General features: G+C 63.5%; 19 protein-coding genes. 11 read left to right on the top strand and 8 right to left on the bottom strand.

Annotated features, from left to right (window positions below):
- Positions 1–10 precede the first annotated feature (10 nt).
- Positions 11–1228, bottom strand: a complete 1218-nt coding sequence (gene pan1 / locus EA473_RS17925; RefSeq protein WP_124197016.1) for a proteasome-activating nucleotidase Pan1 — start codon at positions 1226–1228, stop codon at positions 11–13.
- Between the two features lie 337 nt (positions 1229–1565).
- Here pan1 and EA473_RS17920 point away from each other — a divergent pair, with 337 nt between their 5' ends.
- The 3 genes from EA473_RS17920 (at position 1566) to rad50 (ending at position 5960) form a co-directional block, all read left to right on the top strand.
- Complete coding sequence (locus EA473_RS17920; protein WP_124197015.1) at positions 1566–1835, top strand: MarR family transcriptional regulator; 270 nt, start codon at positions 1566–1568, stop codon at positions 1833–1835.
- Positions 1836–1914: 79 nt separating this feature from the next.
- A complete protein-coding gene (gene mre11, locus EA473_RS17915; protein WP_124197014.1) occupies positions 1915–3285 on the top strand; it encodes a DNA double-strand break repair protein Mre11 in 1371 nt (456 codons plus the stop codon).
- Complete coding sequence (gene rad50, locus EA473_RS17910; protein ID WP_124197013.1) at positions 3282–5960, top strand: DNA double-strand break repair ATPase Rad50; 2679 nt, start codon at positions 3282–3284, stop codon at positions 5958–5960. The genes mre11 and rad50 overlap by 4 nt, the downstream gene beginning before the upstream one ends.
- A gap of 187 nt (positions 5961–6147) precedes the next feature.
- Here rad50 and EA473_RS17905 read toward each other — a convergent pair whose 3' ends face one another.
- The 3 genes from EA473_RS17905 to EA473_RS17895 all read right to left on the bottom strand — a co-directional run bounded on the left by EA473_RS17905 (position 6148) and on the right by EA473_RS17895 (position 7634).
- Positions 6148–6618, bottom strand: coding sequence for a DUF7346 family protein (locus EA473_RS17905; protein WP_124197012.1), 471 nt, complete (start codon positions 6616–6618; stop codon positions 6148–6150).
- Positions 6615–7217 (bottom strand): DUF7322 domain-containing protein, encoded by a 603-nt coding sequence (locus tag EA473_RS17900; protein ID WP_124197011.1) that lies wholly within the window; start codon positions 7215–7217, stop codon positions 6615–6617. Before EA473_RS17900 ends, EA473_RS17905 begins: the two co-directional genes overlap by 4 nt.
- Before the next feature lie 231 nt (positions 7218–7448).
- Complete coding sequence (locus EA473_RS17895) at positions 7449–7634, bottom strand: DUF7331 family protein (protein ID WP_124197048.1); 186 nt, start codon at positions 7632–7634, stop codon at positions 7449–7451.
- 141 nt (positions 7635–7775) lie between these two features.
- Between EA473_RS17895 and EA473_RS17890 the strand changes: the two genes are divergently transcribed.
- From EA473_RS17890 to EA473_RS17865, 6 genes are all read left to right on the top strand, one after another.
- Positions 7776–10496 carry a DNA-directed DNA polymerase gene (locus EA473_RS17890; protein ID WP_124197010.1) on the top strand — a complete coding sequence of 907 codons (2721 nt, stop codon included), beginning with the start codon at positions 7776–7778 and terminating at the stop codon, positions 10494–10496.
- Positions 10497–10659: 163 nt separating this feature from the next.
- The gene (locus EA473_RS17885) at positions 10660–11565 is read left to right on the top strand and encodes an ABC transporter ATP-binding protein (protein ID WP_124197009.1); all 906 of its coding nucleotides are present in this window, start codon (positions 10660–10662) and stop codon (positions 11563–11565) included.
- 59 nt (positions 11566–11624) lie between these two features.
- Entirely contained in the window at positions 11625–13055 is a 1431-nt protein-coding gene (gene sufB, locus EA473_RS17880) for a Fe-S cluster assembly protein SufB (RefSeq protein WP_124197008.1), read from the top strand.
- Between the two features lies 1 nt (position 13056).
- Complete coding sequence (gene sufD, locus EA473_RS17875; protein ID WP_124197007.1) at positions 13057–14277, top strand: Fe-S cluster assembly protein SufD; 1221 nt, start codon at positions 13057–13059, stop codon at positions 14275–14277.
- A gap of 216 nt (positions 14278–14493) precedes the next feature.
- Positions 14494–15561 (top strand): SDR family oxidoreductase, encoded by a 1068-nt coding sequence (locus tag EA473_RS17870; RefSeq protein WP_165875321.1) that lies wholly within the window; start codon positions 14494–14496, stop codon positions 15559–15561.
- 90 nt (positions 15562–15651) lie between these two features.
- Complete coding sequence (locus tag EA473_RS17865) at positions 15652–16203, top strand: hypothetical protein (RefSeq protein WP_124197006.1); 552 nt, start codon at positions 15652–15654, stop codon at positions 16201–16203.
- A 58-nt stretch (positions 16204–16261) separates the two neighbouring features.
- Here the strand turns inward: EA473_RS17865 and EA473_RS17860 are convergent, their stop codons facing one another.
- The 3 genes from EA473_RS17860 to EA473_RS17850 all read right to left on the bottom strand — a co-directional run bounded on the left by EA473_RS17860 (position 16262) and on the right by EA473_RS17850 (position 20310).
- Positions 16262–17851 carry an MATE family efflux transporter gene (locus EA473_RS17860; RefSeq protein ID WP_124197005.1) on the bottom strand — a complete coding sequence of 530 codons (1590 nt, stop codon included), beginning with the start codon at positions 17849–17851 and terminating at the stop codon, positions 16262–16264.
- Between the two features lie 129 nt (positions 17852–17980).
- Complete coding sequence (locus EA473_RS17855) at positions 17981–19159, bottom strand: ArsA family ATPase (protein WP_124197004.1); 1179 nt, start codon at positions 19157–19159, stop codon at positions 17981–17983.
- 50 nt (positions 19160–19209) lie between these two features.
- A complete protein-coding gene (locus EA473_RS17850) occupies positions 19210–20310 on the bottom strand; it encodes a pyridoxal phosphate-dependent aminotransferase (RefSeq protein ID WP_124197046.1) in 1101 nt (366 codons plus the stop codon).
- 172 nt (positions 20311–20482) lie between these two features.
- Between EA473_RS17850 and EA473_RS17845 the strand changes: the two genes are divergently transcribed.
- Positions 20483–21013, top strand: coding sequence for a CinA family protein (locus tag EA473_RS17845; RefSeq protein ID WP_124197003.1), 531 nt, complete (start codon positions 20483–20485; stop codon positions 21011–21013).
- A gap of 86 nt (positions 21014–21099) precedes the next feature.
- Positions 21100–21597, top strand: a complete 498-nt coding sequence (locus tag EA473_RS17840) for a metal-dependent hydrolase (protein ID WP_124197002.1) — start codon at positions 21100–21102, stop codon at positions 21595–21597.
- Positions 21598–21620: 23 nt separating this feature from the next.
- On the opposite strand, the gene EA473_RS17835 is transcribed toward EA473_RS17840, so the two are convergent.
- Positions 21621–22613: a DUF7139 domain-containing protein gene (locus tag EA473_RS17835; RefSeq protein WP_124197001.1), complete on the bottom strand. Its 993-nt coding sequence runs from the start codon at positions 22611–22613 to the stop codon at positions 21621–21623.
- Between the last annotated feature and the right edge of the window lie 635 nt (positions 22614–23248).

The following is a 23248-nucleotide window of genomic DNA, read 5'->3' as shown; positions in this document are numbered from 1 at the left end:
ACGAAGCGGGTCAGGCGAACGTCTTGGAGACATCTTCGGTTCCGTCCGAATCTGCCTGGATCTTCTCCCAGGCTTCGCGGAAGTCGTCCATCCTGATCTCGGTGCGATCGTCGCGGATGGCGAACATCCCTGCCTCGGTGCAGATCGCCTTGATATCGGCACCCGAGGCTTCTTCGGCCTCGTCGGCCAGCTCCCCGAACTCGACGTCGTCGGCGACGTTCATGCCGCGCGTGTGAATCTCGAAGATGAGTTCGCGACCTTCCTGATTCGGTTTGGGCACCTCGATCAGTCGATCGAACCGGCCAGGCCGGAGGATCGCACGATCGAGCATGTCGAAGCGGTTGGTTGCGGCGATGATCCGGATCTCGCCGCGTTCTTCGAAGCCGTCCATCTCGGAGAGCAACTGCATCATCGTCCGCTGGACTTCGGCATCGCCCGACGTTTTCGACTCCGTGCGTTTGGCTGCGATAGCGTCGATTTCGTCGATGAAGATGACGGCGGGTTCGTGTTCGCGCGCCACCTTGAACAGGTCACGAACCAGTTTGGCACCCTCGCCGATGAACTTGTGGACCAGTTCGGAGCCGGCCATCTTGATAAACGTCGCATCGGTCTGGTTCGCGACTGCCTTCGCGAGCATCGTCTTGCCGGTCCCCGGCGGTCCGTACAGCAAGACGCCGCTTGGCGGATCGATCCCGACGTCGTCGAACATGTCGGGGTTCTCGAGGGGCATCTCGACGGTCTCGCGGACCTCCTGCATCTGGTCTTCGAGGCCACCGATGTCTTCGTAACTGACGTCGGGGCTCTCGGTGACTTCCATCACCCGGGCGCGGACGTCCGTCTCGTTCGAGAGGGATTTGACGATAGACAGCGAGTTGTTGACCGCAACGCGCGCGTCGGGTTCTAGTTCCTCGCGCATCTCCTCTGTCACTTCGGTCAGCGCCTCCTGGTTGTTCCCGTGCTGTTTGATGATGATTCCGTCGTCCGTGATCTCCTGGATCGTGGCGACGAACAGCGGGGACTGTTTCAGCTTCTTGTTCTCGTGAGTCAGCCGTTCGAGTTTCTGCTGGTACTTGTTGTTCTCGGCGTTCGCATCGAGGAGCTTGTCTCGCATCTCCTCGTTTTGCGCCTCGAGGATCTCCAGCCGTTCCTCGAGCGCCTGGATCTTCTCCTGTTGGGACGCCTCGTCCTCGTCGTACGGGAGGTCGACGTCGTCCACAGTGTCGCTCATCACCCTTCGTTTGGGTGTTGGCTCATAAGAGGCTTCGGGTAGCACGCACCGGTTGCGCCTCGGCTCCGTACGGTTCGTAAATCCAGGCTTAACCGACTGTTCTCGTCGCTCTCCCGTCGTCGTGATCGGCCGTTCGTCCATGCACCGTCGGGCCGGATCGAGCCGTCCCGTTCCTGCCGACGACCGCGCCCGAACGCCGGACGACCGGAGAATTCGCCGAACTGGTCCGGACGGTAGCGAACCCGGTTTCGACGGACCGCCCCCCGCCGCATTATAACCACCAGGCATTATACGAAACAGAAAATATTATCACGTCGTATTCCAAAGGGGGTATACGATGAGTGCATCAGAGACGTTTCGACAGGAGTCCGAGCAACGCGGTACGTGGGAAGACGTTCGCGACCTCCCGCCGAGTGCCAAACTGGTCGCGAAAGTCCTCGAATACAACGAGACGATGACCCAACAGCAGATCGCCGACGAAACGCTTCTCCCCTCGCGGACGGTCCGGTACGCACTGAACCGCCTCGACGACGAGAACGTAATCGACTCCCGGTTTTCCTTCTCGGACGCCCGCAAGCGACTCTACACGCTGGATATCGACTCGTAGCCACACATCTCCGAGTACTCGTTCACTTTCGCCCCGGTCACGGAATTCCTTTAGGGACGACCCGCCAATGGCGAGATAGATGACGCGGGTGATACATACGGGCGACACCCATATCGGGTACCAGCAGTACAACGAACCCGAGCGTCGGCGGGACTTCCTCGAGGCGTTCCGGTCCGTCGTCGAGGACGCGGTCGACGACGACGTCGACGCCGTGATCCACGCCGGCGACCTCTTTCACGACCGCCGGCCGGGATTGATCGATCTGCAGGGAACCGTCGACGTGTTGCGGACGCTCGCCGACGCCGGGATTCCGTTTCTGGCCGTCGTCGGAAACCACGAGGGGAAACGCGACGCTCAGTGGCTCGACCTGTTCGCCGATCTCGGTCTCGCGACGAGACTCGGGGCCGATCCGATCGTGGTCGACGACGTCGCGTTCTACGGGCTGGACTTCGTTCCCCGCTCTCGCCGCGAAGACCTCGAGTACGAGTTTGACCCCGTCCCCGACGACGCCGATCACGCCGCGCTCGTGAGCCACGGCCTGTTCGAGCCGTTCGCCCACGCCGACTGGGACACCGAACGGCTCCTCACCGAGTCGACCGTCGAGTTCGACGCCGTCTTGCTCGGGGACAACCACGCGCCAGACACGGCCGAGGTGTGCGATACCTGGGTCACCTACTGCGGCTCCACCGAACGCGCAAGCGCGAGCGAACGCGAGGATCGCGGGTACAACATCGTCGACTTCCGGTCGGAGGCGAACGAATCGGTTGCGATCAGTCGCCGTGGCCTCCCCTCGACCCGCGAGTTCGTCTTCGTCGACGTCACTCTCGAGGACGGCGAGGGCGTCGACCGCGTCCAAGAGCGGGTCCGCCAACACGACGTCGAGGATGCGGTCGTCGTCACCACGATCGAAGGCGACGGACGACCGATCGCCCCGGCCGAGATCGAGGAACTCGCGACCGACCGCGGCGCGCTCGTCGCCCGCGTAAACGACCGGCGAGACCACCCGGACGAAGACGAGGACGTCTCAGTCAGCTTCGCCGACCCGGACGACGCCGTTCGCGAGCGGGTCCGCGATCTCGGCCTCAGCGACGCCGCCCTCGAGATCGACCGGACCGTCCGCGAAGACGAACTCCCGGACTCGAACGTCCGCGAGTCGGTCGAACGTCGGGTCCGGGACCTGCTCGAGGACGACGTCGACGCGTTCGACCCGGCACCCGAGCGAGATCCCGAGACGGTCACCACGGTCGCGGATCACCTCTCGAGTTCCGACGACGGAGACGACGCCGTGACAGAAGACGACGGGCCGGCCGGCGATCACGAGTCGGCGACGGAGGAACCGGCGGAGTCGAGTGCGGAAACTGCGGACGAGTCGGCAGAATCGACTGCAGAACGCGAATCGGTGGACTCCCCCGACGAACCGGCGGATGCGTCGCTGGGTGATTTCGCGTGAGGGTCGACCGAATTCGGCTCCAGCACTTCAAGTGTTACGCCGATGCCGACCTCGAGCTCGAGGACGGCGTGACAGTCGTCCACGGCGTCAACGGCAGCGGGAAGTCGACGCTGCTCGAGGTCGTCTTCTTCGCGCTGTACGGATCGAAGGCCCTCGACGACCGGACGCTCGACGACGTCATCACCACCGGCGAGGACGACGCTGCAATCGAACTGTGGTTCGCTCACGACGGCCGGGAGTTCCGCGTCGAACGACAGCTCAGGCTCCGGGGAGATCGCGCGACGACGACCAAATGCGTCCTCGAGACGCCCACCGAAACGATCGAGGGGGCTCGCGACGTCCGCCGAGAGGTGACCGAACTCCTGCGGATGGACGCCGACGCGTTCGTCAACTGCGCGTACGTCCGCCAGGGCGAAGTCAACAAACTCATCCACGCCTCGCCGAGCGACCGTCAGGACATGATCGACGAACTCCTCCAGCTCGGCGCGCTGGAGGACTACCGCGAGCGCGCGAGCGACGCACGCCTCGGCGTCAAGACCGTCCTCGACGGCCAGCGCGAGGTTCTCGAGGACGTGCGAACCCAGGTCGAACGCAAGGAGGACAAGGACCTCCACGAGCGCCTGAACGGCCTCGAATCTCGGCGCAGCGAAATCAGCGAGGATATCGAGAACTTCGAGACCCAGCGCGAACAGGCGCAAGCGACCCACGATACCGCGGAGGGCGTCCTCGAGCGCCACGAGGAGACGCGAGCGGAGATCGAATCGCTCGAAGCGGAGATCGAGACGTTGCGATCGAAGATCGAGGAGACAGAACGCGACCGCGAGGAGACAAAAGAGCGGATCCGATCACTCCAGGACGAACGCGAGGAGCTGGCAACGGAACGAGCGGAGCTGCTCGCCGACACGGACCTCGACGACACCGACGGCGAGTCCGTGCGGAACCGAATCGATGAACTCGAGGAACGAGACGAAGCGCTTCGAGACGAGATCACGGACATCCAGGTCGAGCTGACCGAAACCTCGGGCGACGTCGAACGACTCGAGGAAGAGGCCGACGAACTCGAGAGACGGGCAGACCGAGCCCGCGAGGACGCCGAGGAACTTGCCTCGAAACTCGAGGCCGACGAGGAGACGATCGAAGAGCGCGAGGGGAGTCTCGAGGAACTCGACGACGAGATCGAAGCCGCGCGAGCGAACTTCGCGGACGCGCCGATCGAGTTCGGCGAGAGCGAAAAACTCCTCGAAGAACTCGAAACGGAACGCGAGGAACTCGCCTCGACGATCAACGACGTCACGGCCGAGATCAGGGCGACCGAGAACGCGATCGAAGAGGCCGAGTCCCTGCTCGAAGAAGGAAAGTGTCCCGAGTGCGGCCAGTCCGTCGAGGACTCCCCACACGTCGACGTCCTCGAGGACAGGCGCGAAGAACTCGCGGATCTCGAGTCCGAACTCGACGAACTCGAGACCGAATGCGCCGATCTCGAGGAGCGAATCGAGCGCGCCGAAGGGCTGTGCGAGGCCGAACGACGGGTCGACCGCCTCGAGGAGAACCGGACAAACGTCGCGCAGTTGCTCGCCGAGAAACGTGAGACGGTCGACGACCGACGGGAGGACCGCGCCGAGTTGCTCGAAGACGCCGCGGAGTACGAAACCGAAGCCGAAGAGAAACGGGCGTCTGCCACCGAGCTTGCCGACGAACTCACCGCGCTTCGGGAATCACTGGGTGAGATCAACGCCGAACGAAGCGAGATCGGCGACCAACTGGAGACGCTCGAGCGAGCGATCGACATCGGCGAGAAGCGAGGGGAACTCGCGGACGAGATCGACGCCTGTCGTGAACGCCGAACGAACTGGCAGACGATGAACGACGAACGTCGCGAGCAACTCGCGGACAAACGGGACCGGAAACGGGACCTCGAGTCGGAATTCGACGAACAGCGGGTCGAGACCGCTCGGGAAGACAAGCGTGACGCGGAAGAGTACCTCGAGAAGGTCGACGAGAAGCTCGCGGAGCTTCGAGACCAGCGCGACGAGATCCAGAACGCGATCGGTGCGGTCGAGAACGAACTCGAGGAACTCGACCGCGTCCGCGAGCGTCTCGACCGCCTCGAGGCCCGAAGCGAGCGCCTCGAATCCCTGTACGATGAAGCCGAAACGCTGCAGGCGACCTACGGCGACCTGCGGACGGAGCTTCGCCAGCGAAACGTCGAGACGCTCGAGCGGTTGCTCAACGAGACGTTCGATCTGGTGTACCAGAACGACTCCTACGCTGGAATCGACCTCGACGGTGACTATCGGCTGACGGTGTACCAGAAAGACGGCGAGAGTCTCGATCCCGAGCAGTTATCCGGCGGTGAACGGGCGCTGTTCAACCTCAGTCTCCGGTGTGCGATCTACCGGTTGCTCGCGGAAGGGGTCGAGGGGGCGGCACCGATGCCGCCGTTGATCCTCGACGAGCCGACGGTCTTCCTCGACTCCGGGCACGTCACGCAGCTCATCTCGCTGGTCGAGTCGATGCGTTCGCTCGGCGTCGAACAGATCGTCCTCGTCAGTCACGACGAGGAACTCGTGGGCGCGGCGGATTCGCTCGTTCGCGTCGAAAAAGACGCCACCTCGAACCGCTCCAGCCTCGACCGGGGCAAACCACCGGAGACGGCGTTGCTCGCGACGGACTGATACGGATTGCTGTCCCGATGTACCGGCGCACCCGCCGCCCGGGTCGCGGGTGCGTCGGTACTGACGTACAGTAAACCGTATGATACGGTCTGTCGGATCGATTTGCTGGCTCAACCGCCGGCGGGTTGCGGTTGTGCCGGCACCCAGTTTTGAATCCTGTGACACTCCAAGAACCGTCAGGTCGACGTCACAGACCGCCTTCGACTCGTCTGTCCGGACGGTCGGTCACTTCGTCCGAATCCCGTACTGCCTTCAGTGCGGTTTCGCACCGATCGGTGAGCCGGTATCCCCGTTCGTCGGCCACCTCTGTTTCGGCGAGCAAGCCGGCGCTCGTCAACACGGCCAACCGACCGTGGAGGTCGCTCTCACAGAGATCGTAGCTATCGAGGAGGGTTCGGACGGCGAGCGGCCCGCGGTCGTCGAGTTCGATCAGCAATCCGAGCGTCTCCTCGTCGTGAACGGCCGTCAGAAGCGTCCGGACGGAATCGGGGACGGTCCGTGCGGCCGTCTCGAGCGTTCCCGCGTCTCCGACCTCCTCGAGGCGGTCGTTCTGAACGTAACACTCGTTTCCGTTCCGTGGGTCGCGGACGAGACTCGCGTATTCGGATCGTTTGAGCAACAGGTACCGTTTTCCGGTGTCGTCCTGAACGGTTTTCATGGTCGGTCGGTATCGTCGGCTGGTTCCTTTTCGAAGACGTCACTTGAAACCGTTTCGCTCGGTGAGAGTTCGGCTTCACGTTCGCCGTCGTCGGAGTCTGGTTTGCCGCCGTCGGAGTCTGGTTTGCCGCCGTCGGAATCTACCTCGGCGTCGTCCGATTCCGAGTTACCGTCGTCGGAGTCTAATTCGGCGTCGTCCGAATCCGATTCGTCCCGGCCCGCCTGGAAGTTGTTGTATCTGCGGACAGCAAAGCCAAAGAGGACGACCCCGGCGACAAACGACGCGATCGTGTGACTCGTCACGCCGTGGAATATCAGGAATATTATACCGAGCGAGACGCCGAGTACCGCTCCGTTGACGACGAGAACGATCGCCCAGAACGTCCTTCGGAGCTCCGCCGGGACGTCGGAGTTGTCGACCGTCGGCTCGTGGGGTGAACCGGAACCGATCCCGAAATCGGATTTCAGATCCGCCGTGAGGGTGGATCCAGCGTCTTCGGTTGGGACGCGCGGAATCGTGAGCGAGTCGCTATCCGGATCCCGATACTCCGCTTCGGGATCGTACTCGTCCGGTTCATGTTCGGACCGGTCAGAGATCACGTGTAGGGACACGTCGGGCAAGAGGAAAAGGATTCGCGTTCACACGGCTGGCCCGGCGTGCGAACGTCGACTGCGAGTCTCGCTCTCGGTGTGTTCGAACCCCTGCGCTCGAGGCTAATACGGATTGCTGTGAGTTTGTACCGGCCGACCGCACAACGGTGGGCGATCGTCCGGCAATCAGTCATCGAAAACCGAATCAGTCCCACCCGAACTGACGTCCAGGCGTTCGTATCAGGCGACTTCGTCGAGTGCGAGTGGACGGGAGGCCTCCATCCAGGCGAGCGGATTCTCGGCGTCGTAGAAAACGACGCCGTCGTCGGTTTCGTAGGACTCGATCGTCGCGGTCCCCGCGGGCACGGTTCGTCGCTCGCTGCGATCCATCACGTCGTCGTCGTTCAGGGAAGACACATCTAGCACCTGTACGGATGTCATGTGTTACCATATTATATGTCTTTTTGCCTCCGCAATATCACATTGGCGAGTTCGACCCAGAAAGGCGAGACCGATTCGGGTGTGGATTGCAGGGGTTTTTATCCGACCGCTGCAAATTCGGCTACCATGACCGAGGCGGGCCAAACCGGACTCACGGAGTTTGGCGCGGAGTCCGAAGACAGGCCGGACGAAGAGGCAGTCGCCGTCGCCGGCAACGGCGGATCGAACGCCGCCGACGTGATCGACGTCGTCGCAGAGACCCTCCCCGATCCGCAGGGCGAACTCGAGTTGGCGGTGATGCAGGTCGATTACACCGTCGCCGGCTACGGCGACGAGGAACGGCCGATCGTACACGTCTTCGGGAGGACGCCTGACGGGGACCTCGAACACGTGCAGGTAGTCGGCTTCCGGCCGTACTTTTACGCCCCGACGGACTCGCTCGAACGCCCGCCCGAGGAGGCCTACGACCGGCTGACGGACAGCCAAGAGGTCGACGAGAACGGCGAGCACTACGAGAGCATCCGCGGGGAGAAACTGACGAAGATCTTCGGCCAGACGCCCCGCGACGTCGGCCAGATTCGCGACGACTTCGAACACTACGAGGCGGACATCCTCTTTCCGAACCGGTTTCTGATCGACAAGGACGTCCGGAGCGGGATCAGCGTTCCGGAGCGCCGCGCGGAGGACGACTCGCTGGTCGTCCCCCACGACGAGGTCGAGGCGGCTGACGTCGACGCCGACCCGCGCGTCCTCACCTTCGACATCGAAGTCGAGGACCGCCACGGCTTCCCCGAGGACGGCGAGGAGCCGATCGTCTGTCTCACGAGCCACGACTCCTACCGCGACGAATACATCATGTGGGTCTGTGCGGCCGACCAGGGCGACGGCGTAATTCCTGACGAAATCTCCGACTACGAGCCCATCGAGGGCGAAATCGACCACGAGGTTCGCAGCTTCGACGAGGAGGAGGCGATGCTCGAGGCCTTCATCGAATACGTCAGAGAAACGGACGGAGACGTCCTCACGGGCTGGAATTTCGAGGATTTCGACGCACCGTACTTCCTCGACCGCCTCGAGGAACTCGACGGCTCCCACCACGACTACGACCTCTCGATCGATCGCCTCTCGCGGGTCGACGAAGTCTGGCGGAGCAACTGGGGTGGACCGGACATCAAGGGGCGGGTCGTCTTCGACCTGCTTTACGGCTACCAGCGGATGGTCTTCTCCGAACTCGATTCCTACCGGCTCGACGCAGTCGGCGAGTCCGAACTCGGCGTCGGCAAGGAACGGTACGCCGGCGACATCGGCGACCTCTGGGAGGACGACCCACACCAGCTGCTGGCGTACAACCTCCGGGACGTCGAACTCTGCGTCGAACTCGACCGCCAGCAGAGCATCATCCCGTTCTGGGACGAAGTGCGCTCGTTCGTCGGCTGTAAACTCGAGGACGCTCCTACGCCCGGCGACGCGGTGGACATGTACGTCCTCCACCAGGCCTACGGCGAGTTCGCGCTACCGTCGAAGGGCCAACAGGAGGCAGGCGAGGAGTACGAGGGCGGTGCCGTCTTCGAGCCGATCACGGGCGTCAAGGAGAACGTCACCGTGCTCGACCTCAAATCGCTGTACCCGATGTGTATGACGACGATCAACGCATCACCGGAAACGAGGGTCGATCCCGAACGCTACGACGGGGAAACCTACGAAGCGCCCACGGGGACGCACTTCCAGAAAGAGCCCGACGGCGTCAACCGGACGATGATCACCGAACTCCTCGCCGAGCGCGAGGAGAAAAAGGCGCTGCGAAACGAGCACGAACCGGGGACGGCCGAGTACGAGCAGTACGACCGACAGCAGGGGGCGGTGAAGGTTATCATGAATTCACTCTACGGGGTGTCGGGCTGGGAACAATTCCGTCTGTACGACAAAGAGGCAGCATCCGCAATTACGGCGACCGGTCGTGAAGTGATCGAGTTCACGGAAACTGCCGCAAACGAGTTGAATTATCAGGTTACGTATGGAGACACGGATTCGGTCATGCTCGAACTGGGTCCGGACGCCTCCAAAGACGAGGCGCTCGAGCAATCGTTCGAGATCGAGGAGCACATCAACGGTCGGTACGACGATTTCGCCCGCGAGGATCTGAACGCCGAAAGCCACCGATTCCAGATCGAGTTCGAGAAGCTTTACCGCCGGTTCTTCCAGGCCGGAAAGAAGAAACGCTACGCCGGACACATCACCTGGAAGGAGGGCAAAGACGTCGACGACGTCGACATCGTCGGCTTCGAGTACCAGCGCTCGGACATCGCCCCGATCACCAAGGAGGTTCAACACCGCGTCATCGAGATGATCGTCAAGGAAGGCGACGTCGAGGGCGCAAAGGAGTACGTAAACGGCGTCATCGAAGACGTCCTCGCCGGAGACGCTTCCCTCGAGGAGATCGCCATCCCGGGGGGGATCGGCAAACGCCTCGACAACTACGACACCGACACGGCACAGGTCCGGGGCGCGAAGTACGCGAACCTCCTGCTCGGGACGAACTTCCAGCGGGGGAGCAAGCCGAAACGGCTCTACCTCGATCGGGTCGACCCCTCCTTTTTCGAGCGACTCGAGGACGAGGAAGGCTTCGACGCCCGCACCGATCCGCTCTACGGGGCGTTCAAGCGCGATCCGGACGTCATCTGTTTCGAGTACGAAGACCAGATCCCGCCTGAGTTCGAGGTCGATTACGAGACGATGCTCGAGAAGACGCTGAAAGGCCCGATCGAGCGCATTCTCGAAGCTCTCGACGTCTCCTGGGAGGAGGTAAAAAGCGGCCAGGAGCAGACGGGACTCGACAGCTTCATGTGAGCACGGCAAGTGGTGGATTTCAGATCACGGTTGCCGGAACGATTCGGCTGATCTAACGTTCGTTTTCTCATTCGAGAACTTATTTTCGTTATTCGTCAGTGTATTCAATCAAGTACGAAACCGTTATGAGGCGCACGCCCTACCTTTCGGACGACAGAGTACTATGGCACGTCTCGAACTACGCAACCTGCACGCGGAAGTGGCGGAGGGCGACGAAAAAATTCTCGAGGGAGTCAACCTCGAGGTCGAATCCGGCGAGATTCACGCCCTGATGGGGCCGAACGGATCCGGCAAGTCGACGACCGCGAAGGTCGTCGCGGGTCACCCGGCCTACGAGGTTACCGAGGGCGAAGTGCTCGTCCACCTCGACGAAGACGAGTTCGGCGACGAAATCGAGATCGACGACGACCAGCGAACCTGGAACCTCCTCGAACTCGAGCCGAACGAACGTGCGGCTCTCGGCGTCTTCCTCGGATTCCAGTATCCGGCCGAGATCGAAGGCGTAACGATGACGAACTTCCTCCGGACGGCACTCAACGCCAAGATCGAAGAACGCGAAGAGCTCTTCGAGGAAGACGACGAAGACGACGAGGAGGAAGACGAAGGGTTCGAGACCTCGCCGATGGAAGGTCCCGCCGACGACGGCGAGATCGGCGTCGCCGAGTTCCAGGAGATCCTCTCGGAGAAGATGGAACAGCTCGACATGGACGAGAAGTTCGCCCGCCGCTATCTCAACGCGGGCTTTTCCGGCGGCGAGAAAAAGCAAAACGAAGTCCTTCAGGCTGCGATTCTCGAGCCCTCGGTCGCCGTCCTCGACGAGATCGACTCGGGACTGGACATCGACCGACTCCAGGACGTCTCGAACGGGATCAACGCGCTTCGAGACGAGCAGGGAACCGGGATCCTCCAGATCACACACTACCAGCGCATCCTCGATTACGTCGAACCGGATCACGTCCACATCATGCTCGACGGGAAAGTCGTCAAAAGCGGCGACGCGTCGCTCGCCGAAGAGCTCGAAGACAAAGGCTACGATTGGGTCCGTGAGGAGGTTTACGGCACGGCGTAACCAATTTCAGCTAGAACAACGGTAATAACCCTCCAGCCGTAAACAAACATAATCAACCCATGAGTTCAGAACAAGATCACCTCAAAGAGACCGACACCGAAGCGCGGTTCGAGTTCAAGAAAGAACAAAACGCCGCGGTCAAATCCGACAAGGGACTGACCGAGGACGTCATTCGGATGATATCCGAGGACAAAGACGAACCGGACTGGATGCTCGAGCGCCGTCTGCGCGCGCTCAGGCAGTACCAGAATATGCCGCTTCCGACGGACTGGCCCGGCCAGCCCGACCTGACCGAGCTGGATATCGAAGAGATCGTTCCCTACATCCGCCCGGACGTCGACAAGCGCGAAGGCGTCGACGACTGGACGGAACTGCCCGACGAGATCAAAGACACCTTCGACAAGCTCGGCATTCCGGAGGCCGAGAAAAACGCACTCTCCGGCGTCGGTGCCCAGTACGAGTCCGAGGTCGTCTACCAGAACATGCAAGACCAGTGGGAGGAGAAAGGGGTCATCTTCATGAACATGGACCGCGCGGTCCAGGAACACCCCGAACTCGTCAAAGAGCACTTCATGACGACCTGCGTGCCGCCGAGTGACAACAAGTTCGCCGCGCTCCACGGCGCAGTCTGGTCCGGCGGTTCGTTCGTCTACGTCCCCGAGGACGTCACCGTCGAGATGCCAGTGCAGGCGTACTTCCGGATGAACTCCGAGGGGATGGGTCAGTTCGAGCACACGCTCATCATCGCCGAGGAGGGGTCGGAAGTCCACTACATCGAGGGCTGTTCCGCACCGAAATACGGTGCCCACAACCTCCACTCCGGCGGCGTCGAAGTCTTCGTCGGCGAGGACGCCCACGTCCAGTACTCCACGGTGCAAAACTGGTCGAAGAACACGTTCAACCTCAACACCAAGCGTGCGATCTGTGAAGAAAACGGCACGATGGAGTGGGTCTCGGGCTCGATGGGCTCGAAAGCGACTATGCTCTACCCGTGTACGATCCTCAAAGGGCGTGGCTCGACCGACACCCACATCACGATCGCGTTCGCGGGTGAGGGCCAGGACATCGACACCGGCGCGAAGGTCTATCACAACGCACCGAACACCAGTTCGACGATCGAGTCCAAATCGATCGCGAAAGACGGCGGCCGAACCAACTACCGCGGCCTCGTCCACATCGCCGACGGTGCCGAGAACTCGAGCACGGCAGTCGAGTGTGACGCGCTGATGTTCGACAACGAGTCCACCTCGGACACCATGCCGTACATGGAAATCGAAGAGTCGAAAGTCGACGTCGCCCACGAGGCGACCGTCGGGAAGATCGGCGACGAGGACGTCTTCTATCTGCAAAGCCGCGGACTGGACGACGACGACGCCAAGAAGATGATCGTGGCCGGCTTCATCGAGCCGATCACGGAGGAACTGCCGATCGAGTACGCAGTCGAACTGAACCGCTTGATCGAACTCGAGATGGAGGGGAGCCTCGGATAATATGAGCGCAGGAACACAGGTACACGCCAATCTGACCGAAGAACAGGTACGCGAAATCAGCAACCGCCTCGACGAGCCAGACTGGCTCACGGAGACGCGTCTCGAGGCACTCGATGCGCTCTCCGATCTCGGGATGCCCGACGTCATCCGGACGCCGGGTCGAGACTGGACGAACCTCCACGGACTCGACTACGAGTCGCTCGTGGATCCGCTGAACGCCGCGGAGAACAAAGATCAGGTCGGTCCCGACGAGGTCGACGTTCTCTCGTGGGCAGACGCAGTAGCGGAACACGAGGACCTCCTGCGGGAGCACTTCGGCAGCGTCGTCGATCCCCAGGAGAACTACCTGACCGCGCTGTCGACTGCGCTCTTTAGCACGGGGACGGTCGTCTACGTTCCCGAAGGCGTCGACGCCGAAGACGTTACCATCCGCACCGAGCAAAACTCCCGCTCGCTCTTTAACTATACGCTCGTCGTCACCGAGGAGTCGTCGTCGGTCACCATCCTCGAGCGCCAGTCGACGGGCGAGACGCAGGACGAACAGTACTACAGTGGTATCGTCGAGATCGCCGCCGGCGAGAACAGTTACGTCCAGTACGGCAGCCTGCAGAATCTCTCGGAGGACGCCTACAACTTCACCGTCAAACGCGGTGACGCCGACACGTACGCGACGATCAACTGGATCGAAGGCAACATCGGCACCCAGTTGACCAAGACCGAGGTCTCGACGGAACTCAACGGCGACAGTTCCGAGACGCAGATCGTCGGCGCGTTCTACGGTCACAACGACCAGCACTTCGACCTCGACGTGAAAGTCTGGCACAAGGCCGAACACACGACGGCCGACCTCGTCACGCGCGGCGTCACGGACGACGTCGCCCGCTCGGTCTACGAGGGCGTCCAGGACGTCGGCCGCGAGGCGTGGGACACGAGTTCCTACCAGCGAGAGAACACGCTGATGCTCTCGGACGAGAGCGAGGCCGACGCCTCCCCGAAGCTGATCATCAACAACCACGACACCGAGGCCAGCCACTCGGCGACCGTCGGCCAGATCGACGCGGAGGATCTGTTCTACATGACCTCCCGCGGCGTCTCGCCACGCAACGCCCGCAACATGCTCGTCGAGGGCTTTTTCGTCCCCGTCTTAGAGGAGATCGCCGTCGACGAACTGCGAGAGGACCTCGAGGAACTGGTCGCCGCGCGCCTGCGAAACCGCGCGTAACGATCTCCGTTCCCCTCGCCGCGGGTCGTTTCTTCGCGTCTACGACCGCTCGGATAGCGACGAGGCCGGTCAGCGATCGCGGTGGACGCGAAAACACAGGGGTCCCCGGCGCGAGCGGCTGCCGGCTCGAGAGTGAGATCGGTGACCCGAACGTGACTGTCCGATCAGCGCGACAAACCGTCGATACTTAGGTATCGCCTCCCGAACGGGTCAGGTATGGCCAGCGCTGACGATGCTGACGGAACCGACGACGGGGCCGACGGGGCGGTCGGCGACGATCCGGAACCGGAACCCGACGCGGGGTCCGGCGACGCGGACACAGAACCAGGCGGCGACCCCATCGATGGAACCGAACGCGAGCGGGACGAACAGACCGTGGACGCTTCTGCGGACGCGTCCAACGATCCGTCGCGCGAGCGACCGTCGACGGCCGGCCCGTCGGACGACCGCTACGTGAGAAAAGACTGCGTGTTGATCACGGGCTGTTCCTCGGGAATCGGCCGCGCGGCCGCCCGCGCGTTCCTCGAGGAGGAGTGGCAGGTGATCGCGACGGCTCGGAACGTCGAGGACATCGCGGAACTCGAGGAAGCGGGGTGTACGACGCTCGAACTCGACGTCACCGATCACGACCAAGCGGCGAGGATCGTCGAACGGACCGTCGAGATCGGCGGCGCGATCGACTGTCTGGTCAACAACGCAGGCTACGCCCAGATTGGGCCGATCGAGGACGTCTCGATGGCCGACCTCCACCGGCAGTTCGACGTCAACGTCTACGGCCCCCACCGGCTCACTCGAGCCGCGCTCCCGCACATGCGGGCACAGGGGGAGGGGCGGATTATCAACGTCTCGAGCGTCACCGGCCGCGTCTCCTTCCCGGGATCCGGCGCGTACGCGGGGTCGAAACACGCACTCGAGGCGATGAGCGACTCGCTGCGGGCGGAAGTCGAGGAGTTCGGCATCGACGTCGTCGTGATCGAACCGGGGCTGGTCGAGACGAACCTCACGGACCGAGCCGAGGAGGAGCTTCCCGGTCCCGAACGGACGCCGGCGTACGAACAGTTGTACGAACTGTACGACGACATGTACCTGATCGGCGGCGGGAGCGGCGGCCCGTTCGCCTCCGAGCCGGAAGACGTCGCGGCGGCGATACTCGAGGCGGGAACCCACCCCGAGCCGCCGGCGCGGTATCCCGTCGGGCCGCTGGGACAGTTCGGCGTCTACGCCCGGTACCTTCCGGACAGTTTGCGCGACGCTGGATACGCGTTGCTCCGAAAGCTGAGTTGAGTCGAATGAACGCGTGAAACCGAGCCGAGCGTGTCCGGCGTGACGTCAGCGTGAGAAAATATTTGTCCTCGAGGAGTCTATCGAAGTGCGATGTCCGAATCGACGCCGGGCGTCGTCGAACTCGCCGACGATATCTCCGCCCTCCTCTACGGAATCGCGGGCTGGCTCTCGATCGGGTTCGGCGTCCTCCTCGCCGGTAGTGCCGTCCTGAACCTGATTCTCGCCGGACTCGCCCTATCGGGCGCCTCGGCCGTGTTCGCGGCGATGATGCTGATCGTGGCGTTCGTCTTCATCGCTCTCGGCGCGTTCGTCAATCCGCGCACGCGGCGACGGCTGAACCGTCGTCACGAGCCGTCGAAATTCGGGCGGGTCCACAGCGTCGACCAGCGCGTGATCCGCGCGGACGAGGGGTGTTCCGAACGGTGTGTCGGCTGTGGCTGTCGCGTCGAGGAGGGTCTCCTCAGGCGGTATCGCGAGGAGTTCGCACTCGCCGGCATCCCCGTCTACACGACCGACGTCGGCTACAACCACTACTGTCTCGAGTGTGCGACCGAGGAAGTCCTCGGAACGCGCCCCGATACCGCAGCCGGTCGACGAGCCGATGAGTACGCCGAGCGAGAACTGTCCCTCGAGCGCGAGTGAGTGCCGGGCGGAGACGTCGAGAAGGCTGCTCGGCGCCGCGAACGGCCACTACGCCATTTCAGCTGGTCGATCCCTCAGCGACCGGTTCGGCCTCCGCCTCGTCGATGTACGTGTCCTTCCAGGTGCCCCGGGAGAACCACGCCGCGCCGACGATCGCACCGAGGACGTTTCCGACGGCCATCCCGGTCCAGATCCCGGTCGCACCCCACTCGAGGACGAACACGAGGACGAAGACGGTTCCGACGCGACCCACCCAGAGCGTGATGAGCGAAATCGTCATCGCAATCTTCGTGTTGCCAGCTCCCCGGAACGCCCCGAGCATCACCTGCGAGACGCCGATGAAGGCGAATTCGACCGATCTAATCCGCACGTACTCGACGCCGAGAACGATCGTCTCCGGTGCGTCGGGGACGTCACCGAGGAAGACGCCGACGATCGGTTCGGTGAACGTCACCGCCACGACCGCGACGAGGAGCATCACGCCCGCACCGGTCGAGGCCGCGAGCCAGACGGACCGAGAAGCCCTGTCCGCCCGATCGGCACCGAGGTTCTGTCCGACCATGGTGTCGATCGCCCGTCCCAACCCCATAGCCGGCAGGAAGACGAGCGAGATGAGTCGGTTTCCGAGCCCGTAGGCCGCGACGACCGGCGGCGAGAACGTGACGACGATCGCGGTCAGAGCGATCATCGCCAGCGCGCTCGTACTCTGCTCGACCGTACTCGGCGTGCCGAGCCGAACGATGTCCTCGACGAGCCCGAGGTCCGGCTTCAAATCAGCCAGCGTCACGCTCGGACCGATGGTGGTTCCAAAGAGGATCCACAGTCCGAACCCGGTCGCGACGCCGCGGGCGACGATGGTCGCCACCGCGGCTCCCTGTATCCCCCACCCGGTGTAGCCCGTCGCCGAGAACAGCGCGGTCTCGAGTCCTCGAAGCCCGAGCCAGCCGAAAAGCGGGTTGTTCTGAAAGCCGAAGATGAGAAACGGATCGAGGACGACGTTGACGGCCACTGAGGCCACCATCACCAGCATCGGCGTCCGCGTATCACCGTAGCCTCGCATCAACGCGGAGAAGACGAAAAAGCCGAACATCAGCGGCATTCCGAGAAAGAGAATCTCCATGTAGTCGGCCGCGAGCGGAACGACCGCGGCGGACGTCTCCGGATCGCTCGGCAGGATCTCGAGCGCCGGACGGGTGTAGAAGTAGCCCCCGATACCGATGACGACCGACAGCAATCCGACGAATGTGACCGTCTGACCGGCGACCAGTCCCGCGGAACGATCCCCCTCCGCGCCCGTGTACTGGGCGACGAGGATCGCCCCCGCAGTGGTGAAACCGCCGGCGATCGCGATCAACAGGAAGACGAGCGGAAAGGCGAGGCTGATCGCGCCGACCGCGTCCGCCGAAAGGCGACCGAGATACAGCGTGTCGACGACGTTGTAGGTGACCTGCAACAGCTGAATCATCACGATCGGCCAGGCGAGGTGAAACAGCGGCCGAACGAGACTGCCTTCCGTAATAGAGCCGGGCGACGTGCCGGAATCCGATCCCGCTCCCGCTCCCTGGTCCGCGTCGGCGTCGTCGCTATCGGACCCGCCGTCCGTCGTGGCGGGGCGATCGGGATCGGTAGAGGAATCTCCAGGGCTCATACTCGGTACGGGACGTTTTCGAGCGGATCGCGGCTCACGAGATCGGCGTGAGCGATCCGAACGTACTGACTGATTAGTCAGCCACCGTCGATAAAGCAGTTTCGAAGTGCCAACACGACGGATCGATTCCTACCGCAGACAGGCGGCGACGACCTCGAGCATGTCCTCGCCGCGGACCTCGTCCGCGAACAGCGGGACGCGTTTTACGGTCGTTCCACGGAAGAGCTCCTGTGCCTCCGCCAGCGCCGTCTGCTGGACGTCCCACCGGCGCTGACAGAACGCACAGTCCTCGAGATCGGGCTGGAGGAACTCCCCGCTTACGTCGTCGGTGACGTCAGAAAGGGGCTCCATCACCCGGTTGACGACGACCGTTCCGACGGGAATCTCGAACTCTCGGAGCTGTTGGCGGAGTCGTTTCGACTCGAAGACGCTCATCTCCTCGGGAACCAGGACGATCCGGAAGTCCGTCCGATTCGGATCGCGCAGGGCCGCCCGAAGTCGTTCGATTCGTTCGCGCAGTTGCTCGAGGTCGGCGAGGTCTGCACCCTCGTCGGGGACGTCCTCACCGCCGAACATGCCCGTGACGTTTTCGAACATGCCGCTGATGCGCTGGCGAAACTGGAGGAGCCGCCCCGTCATGGTGTCCATGAGTTCGGGCAACTGGAGCAATCGGAGGGTGTGACCCGTCGGCGCGGTGTCCACGACGACTCGATCGAATCGTGGATCGTCGAGGTACTCGAGCAGCAGTTGCATCGCCGCCGCCTCGTCGGCTCCCGGCATCGCACCGCCGAAGAGAGCGTCCAGGGGATTGTCACCGCCGAACATCTCGCCCAGACCGCCGAGGTCGCCGGGCATCTCGGGACCCTCGCCGCCGCCAGGCTCACCGCCTCCGACCCCGCCGAACGCCGCCTTCCCGCTTTCGATCGCCGCCTCCGGATCGATTTCGACCCCGTAGAGTGGAACGTCCTCGCGGATTCGGCCCGGTTCGGACGGAACGTCGGTCTCGAACGTATCGGAAAGCGAGTGAGCCGGGTCCGTCGAGACGACGAGCGTCCGGGTTCCGCCGCGCGCGCTGTCGAGGGCGGTCGCGGCCGCCATCGTCGTCTTGCCGACGCCCCCTTTCCCGCCGTAGAGGACGTACTCCGGCCCCTCGAGTGGGTCGTCGGAGGGGTCGACCTCGATCGTCTCGCGATCGTCGTCGGAACCGACGTCGCTCGTCGGCGTTACCTCGATGCTGTGTCCCCCGTCGTCGCGTGCGGTCTCGTCGCGGTCGTCTTCCTCGACTGGCTCGACGTCGATTCCGCTCATGGCAGTCGATACCCCGTACTGACACGAGTATTCGTCGGTCTCGTCTCCGCTCACTCGAAATAGTCGGCCAGCCGTCGTGCGGCCTCTTCGATTCGCGGCGAGACGAGCGCGAACCGCAGCCATTCCGTCCGCGAGTCGCCGAAGGCCTCGCCGGGCATCCCCGCGACGCCCGCCTCGTCGATCAGGCGAAAGACGTTCTCGAGGGTCCCCGGGTAGTCGTCGAACCGGGCCATCACGTAGAACGATCCCTGCGGCGTCGTGTACTCGGCCCCGGCGGCCTCGAGCGCGTCGGTAAACGTCTCGACGCGCTCGCGGAGCAGTTCGCGTTTTCGTTCGTAGTACGTCGGATCGGTCTCCCACAACGCGTGTAACACCGCGTACTGGGACGGGCGGCTCCCGGCGACGTTGACCAGCATGTGTCGACTCCTGACGTCGTCGGCGAGGTGGGGCGGAACGATCACGTAGCCGACGCGAAAGCCGGTGATCGCCATCGACTTCGAAAACGAGTTCGTAACGATCCGATGGTCGGAATCGACCGAGAGCGCACTCTCGAAGGTCCCCGAGAGGTCGAAGTGATCGTACACCTCGTCGCTGATCAGGACGGCGTCGTACTCCTCGGCGATCGCGACGAGTTCCCGGATCGTCTCCGCCGGGTAGACCGCGCCGGTCGGGTTGTTCGGCGAGTTGGCGACGATCGCCGCCGTCTCCTCGCTCGCCGCCGCGCGGACGTCCGCCGGATCGAGCTGACCCCGGTCGTCCGTTGGGACGAACGTCTGCGTTCCGCCGAGCATCGTCGTCTTCCCGGGGTAGTACGGGTAGACCGGATCGGTCAGCACGACCTCTTCGCCCCGGTCGCGCTCGAGCGCTCGCGCCATCGCGAGGTAGTTCGCCTCGCCGGCTCCGTGGGTGACGACGACCTGTTCCGTCTCGACGCCGCGGCGGGCGGCGATCTCCTCGCGAAGCTCGAGCAGTCCGTCGCTCGGCGGGTACTGAAACGCCGCGGGCTCGAGGTCGACGTACTCCCGAAGCCCGTCGCGCAGCGCGTCGGGGGGGTCCCAGTCGGGGTTCCCGCTCACCATGTCGATCACGTCCCGGTCCGCACTCGAGGCGTACTCCATGACCCGGAGAAAAAGCGGCGTCTCGTACTCCATATCCCGTCCTGTTCGCGCCAGTACGTCGTTCTTTCCGTTCAGGCGACCGGCCGTCCCGCTTGCCGATGCTGTCACGTCACCCACACCGACGCTTCACGTCGCACTCTGACCGACGCTTTCACGTCGCACTCTCACCGACGCTTTCACGTCGTCTCCGGCCGTCGGCGTACCCATGAACGACGCCATCGATCGCGGGCTGCCGATGGATCTCGCCGACGCGCTCCGGGAGAGAGACGACACACTCGCAGTCGCGGAATCCTGTACGGGCGGGTTGATCGGTGCGGCGGTCACTGCCGTTCCGGGTGCGAGCGACTACTTCGATTCGGGCGTCACCGCCTACGCCTACGACGCGAAACGCAGACACCTCGGCGTCAGCCGCGAGGCACTCGACGAACACGGCGCGGTCTCTGCACAGGTCGCCCGCGAGATGGCCCGCGGCGTCCGCGACGTCGCCGACGTTACGTGGGGGGTTTCGACGACCGGCATCGCGGGGCCCACCGGCGGAACCGACGAAAACCCGGTCGGAACCGTCTACATCGGGGTCGCCTACGCCGGCCCCTGGGGAAGCGAATCCTCGTTCGCGACCACGAACCGCTACGAGTTCGACGGCGACCGCGCGACGGTCCGGGCCAGAACCGTCGAGCGAGCGTTCGAGGACCTGCTGTCCGCACTCGAGAATCAACACCACCGATCGGACGGGTGAGGGCGGTCGTTCTCACCCCTCGTTCACCGACGGGCGACAGTCTCGAGAGAAAACTATTCGGCGGTCGGTTCCGGAGTAGGTGATGGATGAACAAGAAGGGGCACGTACTCAACGCCGTTTTGTTGAGTATCGGACTGGGGTACATCCTCGAACCGGCGACCGAACTCGCGGCCGTTCCGGCGACGCTCGAGACGATGGTCATGATCGCCGTTCCGGTGACGCTCGGGGCGATGGTCCCGGACATCGACACCGCGTTCGGAAAACACCGCAAGACGCTACACAATCTGCCGTTACTTTTGGCGTTTTTCGTCTTTCCACTGCACTTTGGCAACCTCGAGTTCGTCTGGATCGGCGTGCTGACCCACTACGTGCTCGATATGGCCGGAAGCAGACGGGGTATAGCGCTGTTTTACCCGCTGTCTTCGACGGAGTACGACCTGCCGACCGGCGTCCCCGTCAGCAGCAGATACGCGACCATCGTGACGGTCCTGGTCACCGGCGTCGAACTGATACTCGCCGCTGCGATCGTCTTCGACGTCCCCCGGTGGGGCCTCGAGGTGGGGCGACAGGCGATTGGAATGTAGTCCTCCCCGCCTGAAACGGCGAATTACCGACTGTTCGGGACCCACTCCTCGCAGGCGTCCATGTCGTCCATCGCCCGCTCGTGGCGGGCACAGTAGGGAACCATTCCGGAGGAAGAACGGACGTACTCGAAGTGCCGACAGTTGCCACAGTACCGATCCGTGACCTGGTCGGGGTCCGGTTGGGTCGCCGGTTCGACGATCTCCGCGTCGTCGCCGCCGTCGAGCGGCGAGGAGAGGTCTGCCGTCGCCGATCCGCCGTCGCTCGTCGGGGTTCCGGCTGTCGCGGGCCCGCCGGTCGTCGGGGACCCCTGTGATCGGGCCGTCCGTTCGGACTCGCCGAACGAGAGGATCGTTCCGTCGTCGGCCTCGGTCTCGGCGTTCGCGTCGGGATCGGTTTCCGCGTTCGTCTGGGTCTCGACCTCTCCGTCGGGCGTCGCGCCGAAAAACCCGATCCCGCCAAACCCACTGGAGGACTGTTCGTCTTCGGGAACTTCGACGATCGTCTGATTTCGACGCGTCACGTTCATCTCGAGCATCCCGCCGGGATCGTTTCGCGTCTTGAAGTTGACGACGGCGGTGAACAGACACCAGACGGCGGTAAACAGCCCGAGCAAGTAGACCACGGACACCTGAAACGTCAGATCGTCGCCGACGCCGTTCCAGTGGTAGGGGTAGGCGTGCCAGAAGAGTGCGACCCCGAACACGCAAAGAGTCGCGCTGATCGCGGCGGCGGCCTTGACGCGTCTGCTCGCCGGTAACACGATGAAGACGCCGACGAGCGCCACCGGAACGCCGAGTCCCGCGAGCAGCCCCGCGATGCGAACGGACGCGTACGTTTCTCCCATCTCCCAGGCGAGCGAGCCGACGAACCACCCGAAGAGGTCGGTCGCCGCAAAGAGGACGGCGACGGCGGCGAGGACCGCACCGACCAGTACGAGTGCCGTTCCAGCGTACAGCCGCCGGGGGCTGGTTACCCCCCGTGCGTCCCCCTCGTAGACGTCCGTCAGGCTTGTCATGCGGGGACATTGAGCCTCCCTGCACAAAACGCTACGTCAGACACAGGTCAACGCACAGAGAGGAACTGGTGGGCCCGTGACCGACGCGGCGGGACGTCGACGGCGGGAGCGCCGACAAATACGGAAACTAATTTCCGGTTTCGTGGGGTGCGACCGACGGTTCTCCGATCCCGTCGGTCGGACGATTTCGTAGCCACTGCACGTCATCGCACCCCTGATCGCCAAACCGTCTACCGATGGGTGTGTAACTCGTTGCCGGCATTTCCGGGGACCGAGACCCAGAGGATCCACCAGCACATCGCGACAGCAAACCGTATGAAACTGTACTCGGGCCGATGGGCTGGAGTGTCGTCCCGGAGTTCTCGGCCGTACCTAGTACCCTCCCAAGCGTCGACTGCTGAGCGAAATCGGACCACACCGTGTGATTTCGCCCACCAGTGCAGGCTTGGGACGCCACTAGCGGACAGGGGCCGCCAGAGGAGGGTCCTCACCTTGGACGGCCACCGGACCTGCGGTAGTGGGAAGCGGGAGGCCGTCGCACGTACTACCGTGTGACCGATCCGGGGTGACGTCTCCTCGATCGCCGATAGATATAAGTCGGCCCGCGCCGACCCTCCCATTAACCGGAAATAGAT

The organism is Natrarchaeobius chitinivorans (genome assembly GCF_003841505.1).
Taxonomy (GTDB): Archaea; Halobacteriota; Halobacteria; order Halobacteriales; family Natrialbaceae; genus Natrarchaeobius; species Natrarchaeobius chitinivorans.
This window is presented reverse-complemented; position numbering and strand designations above follow the sequence as displayed.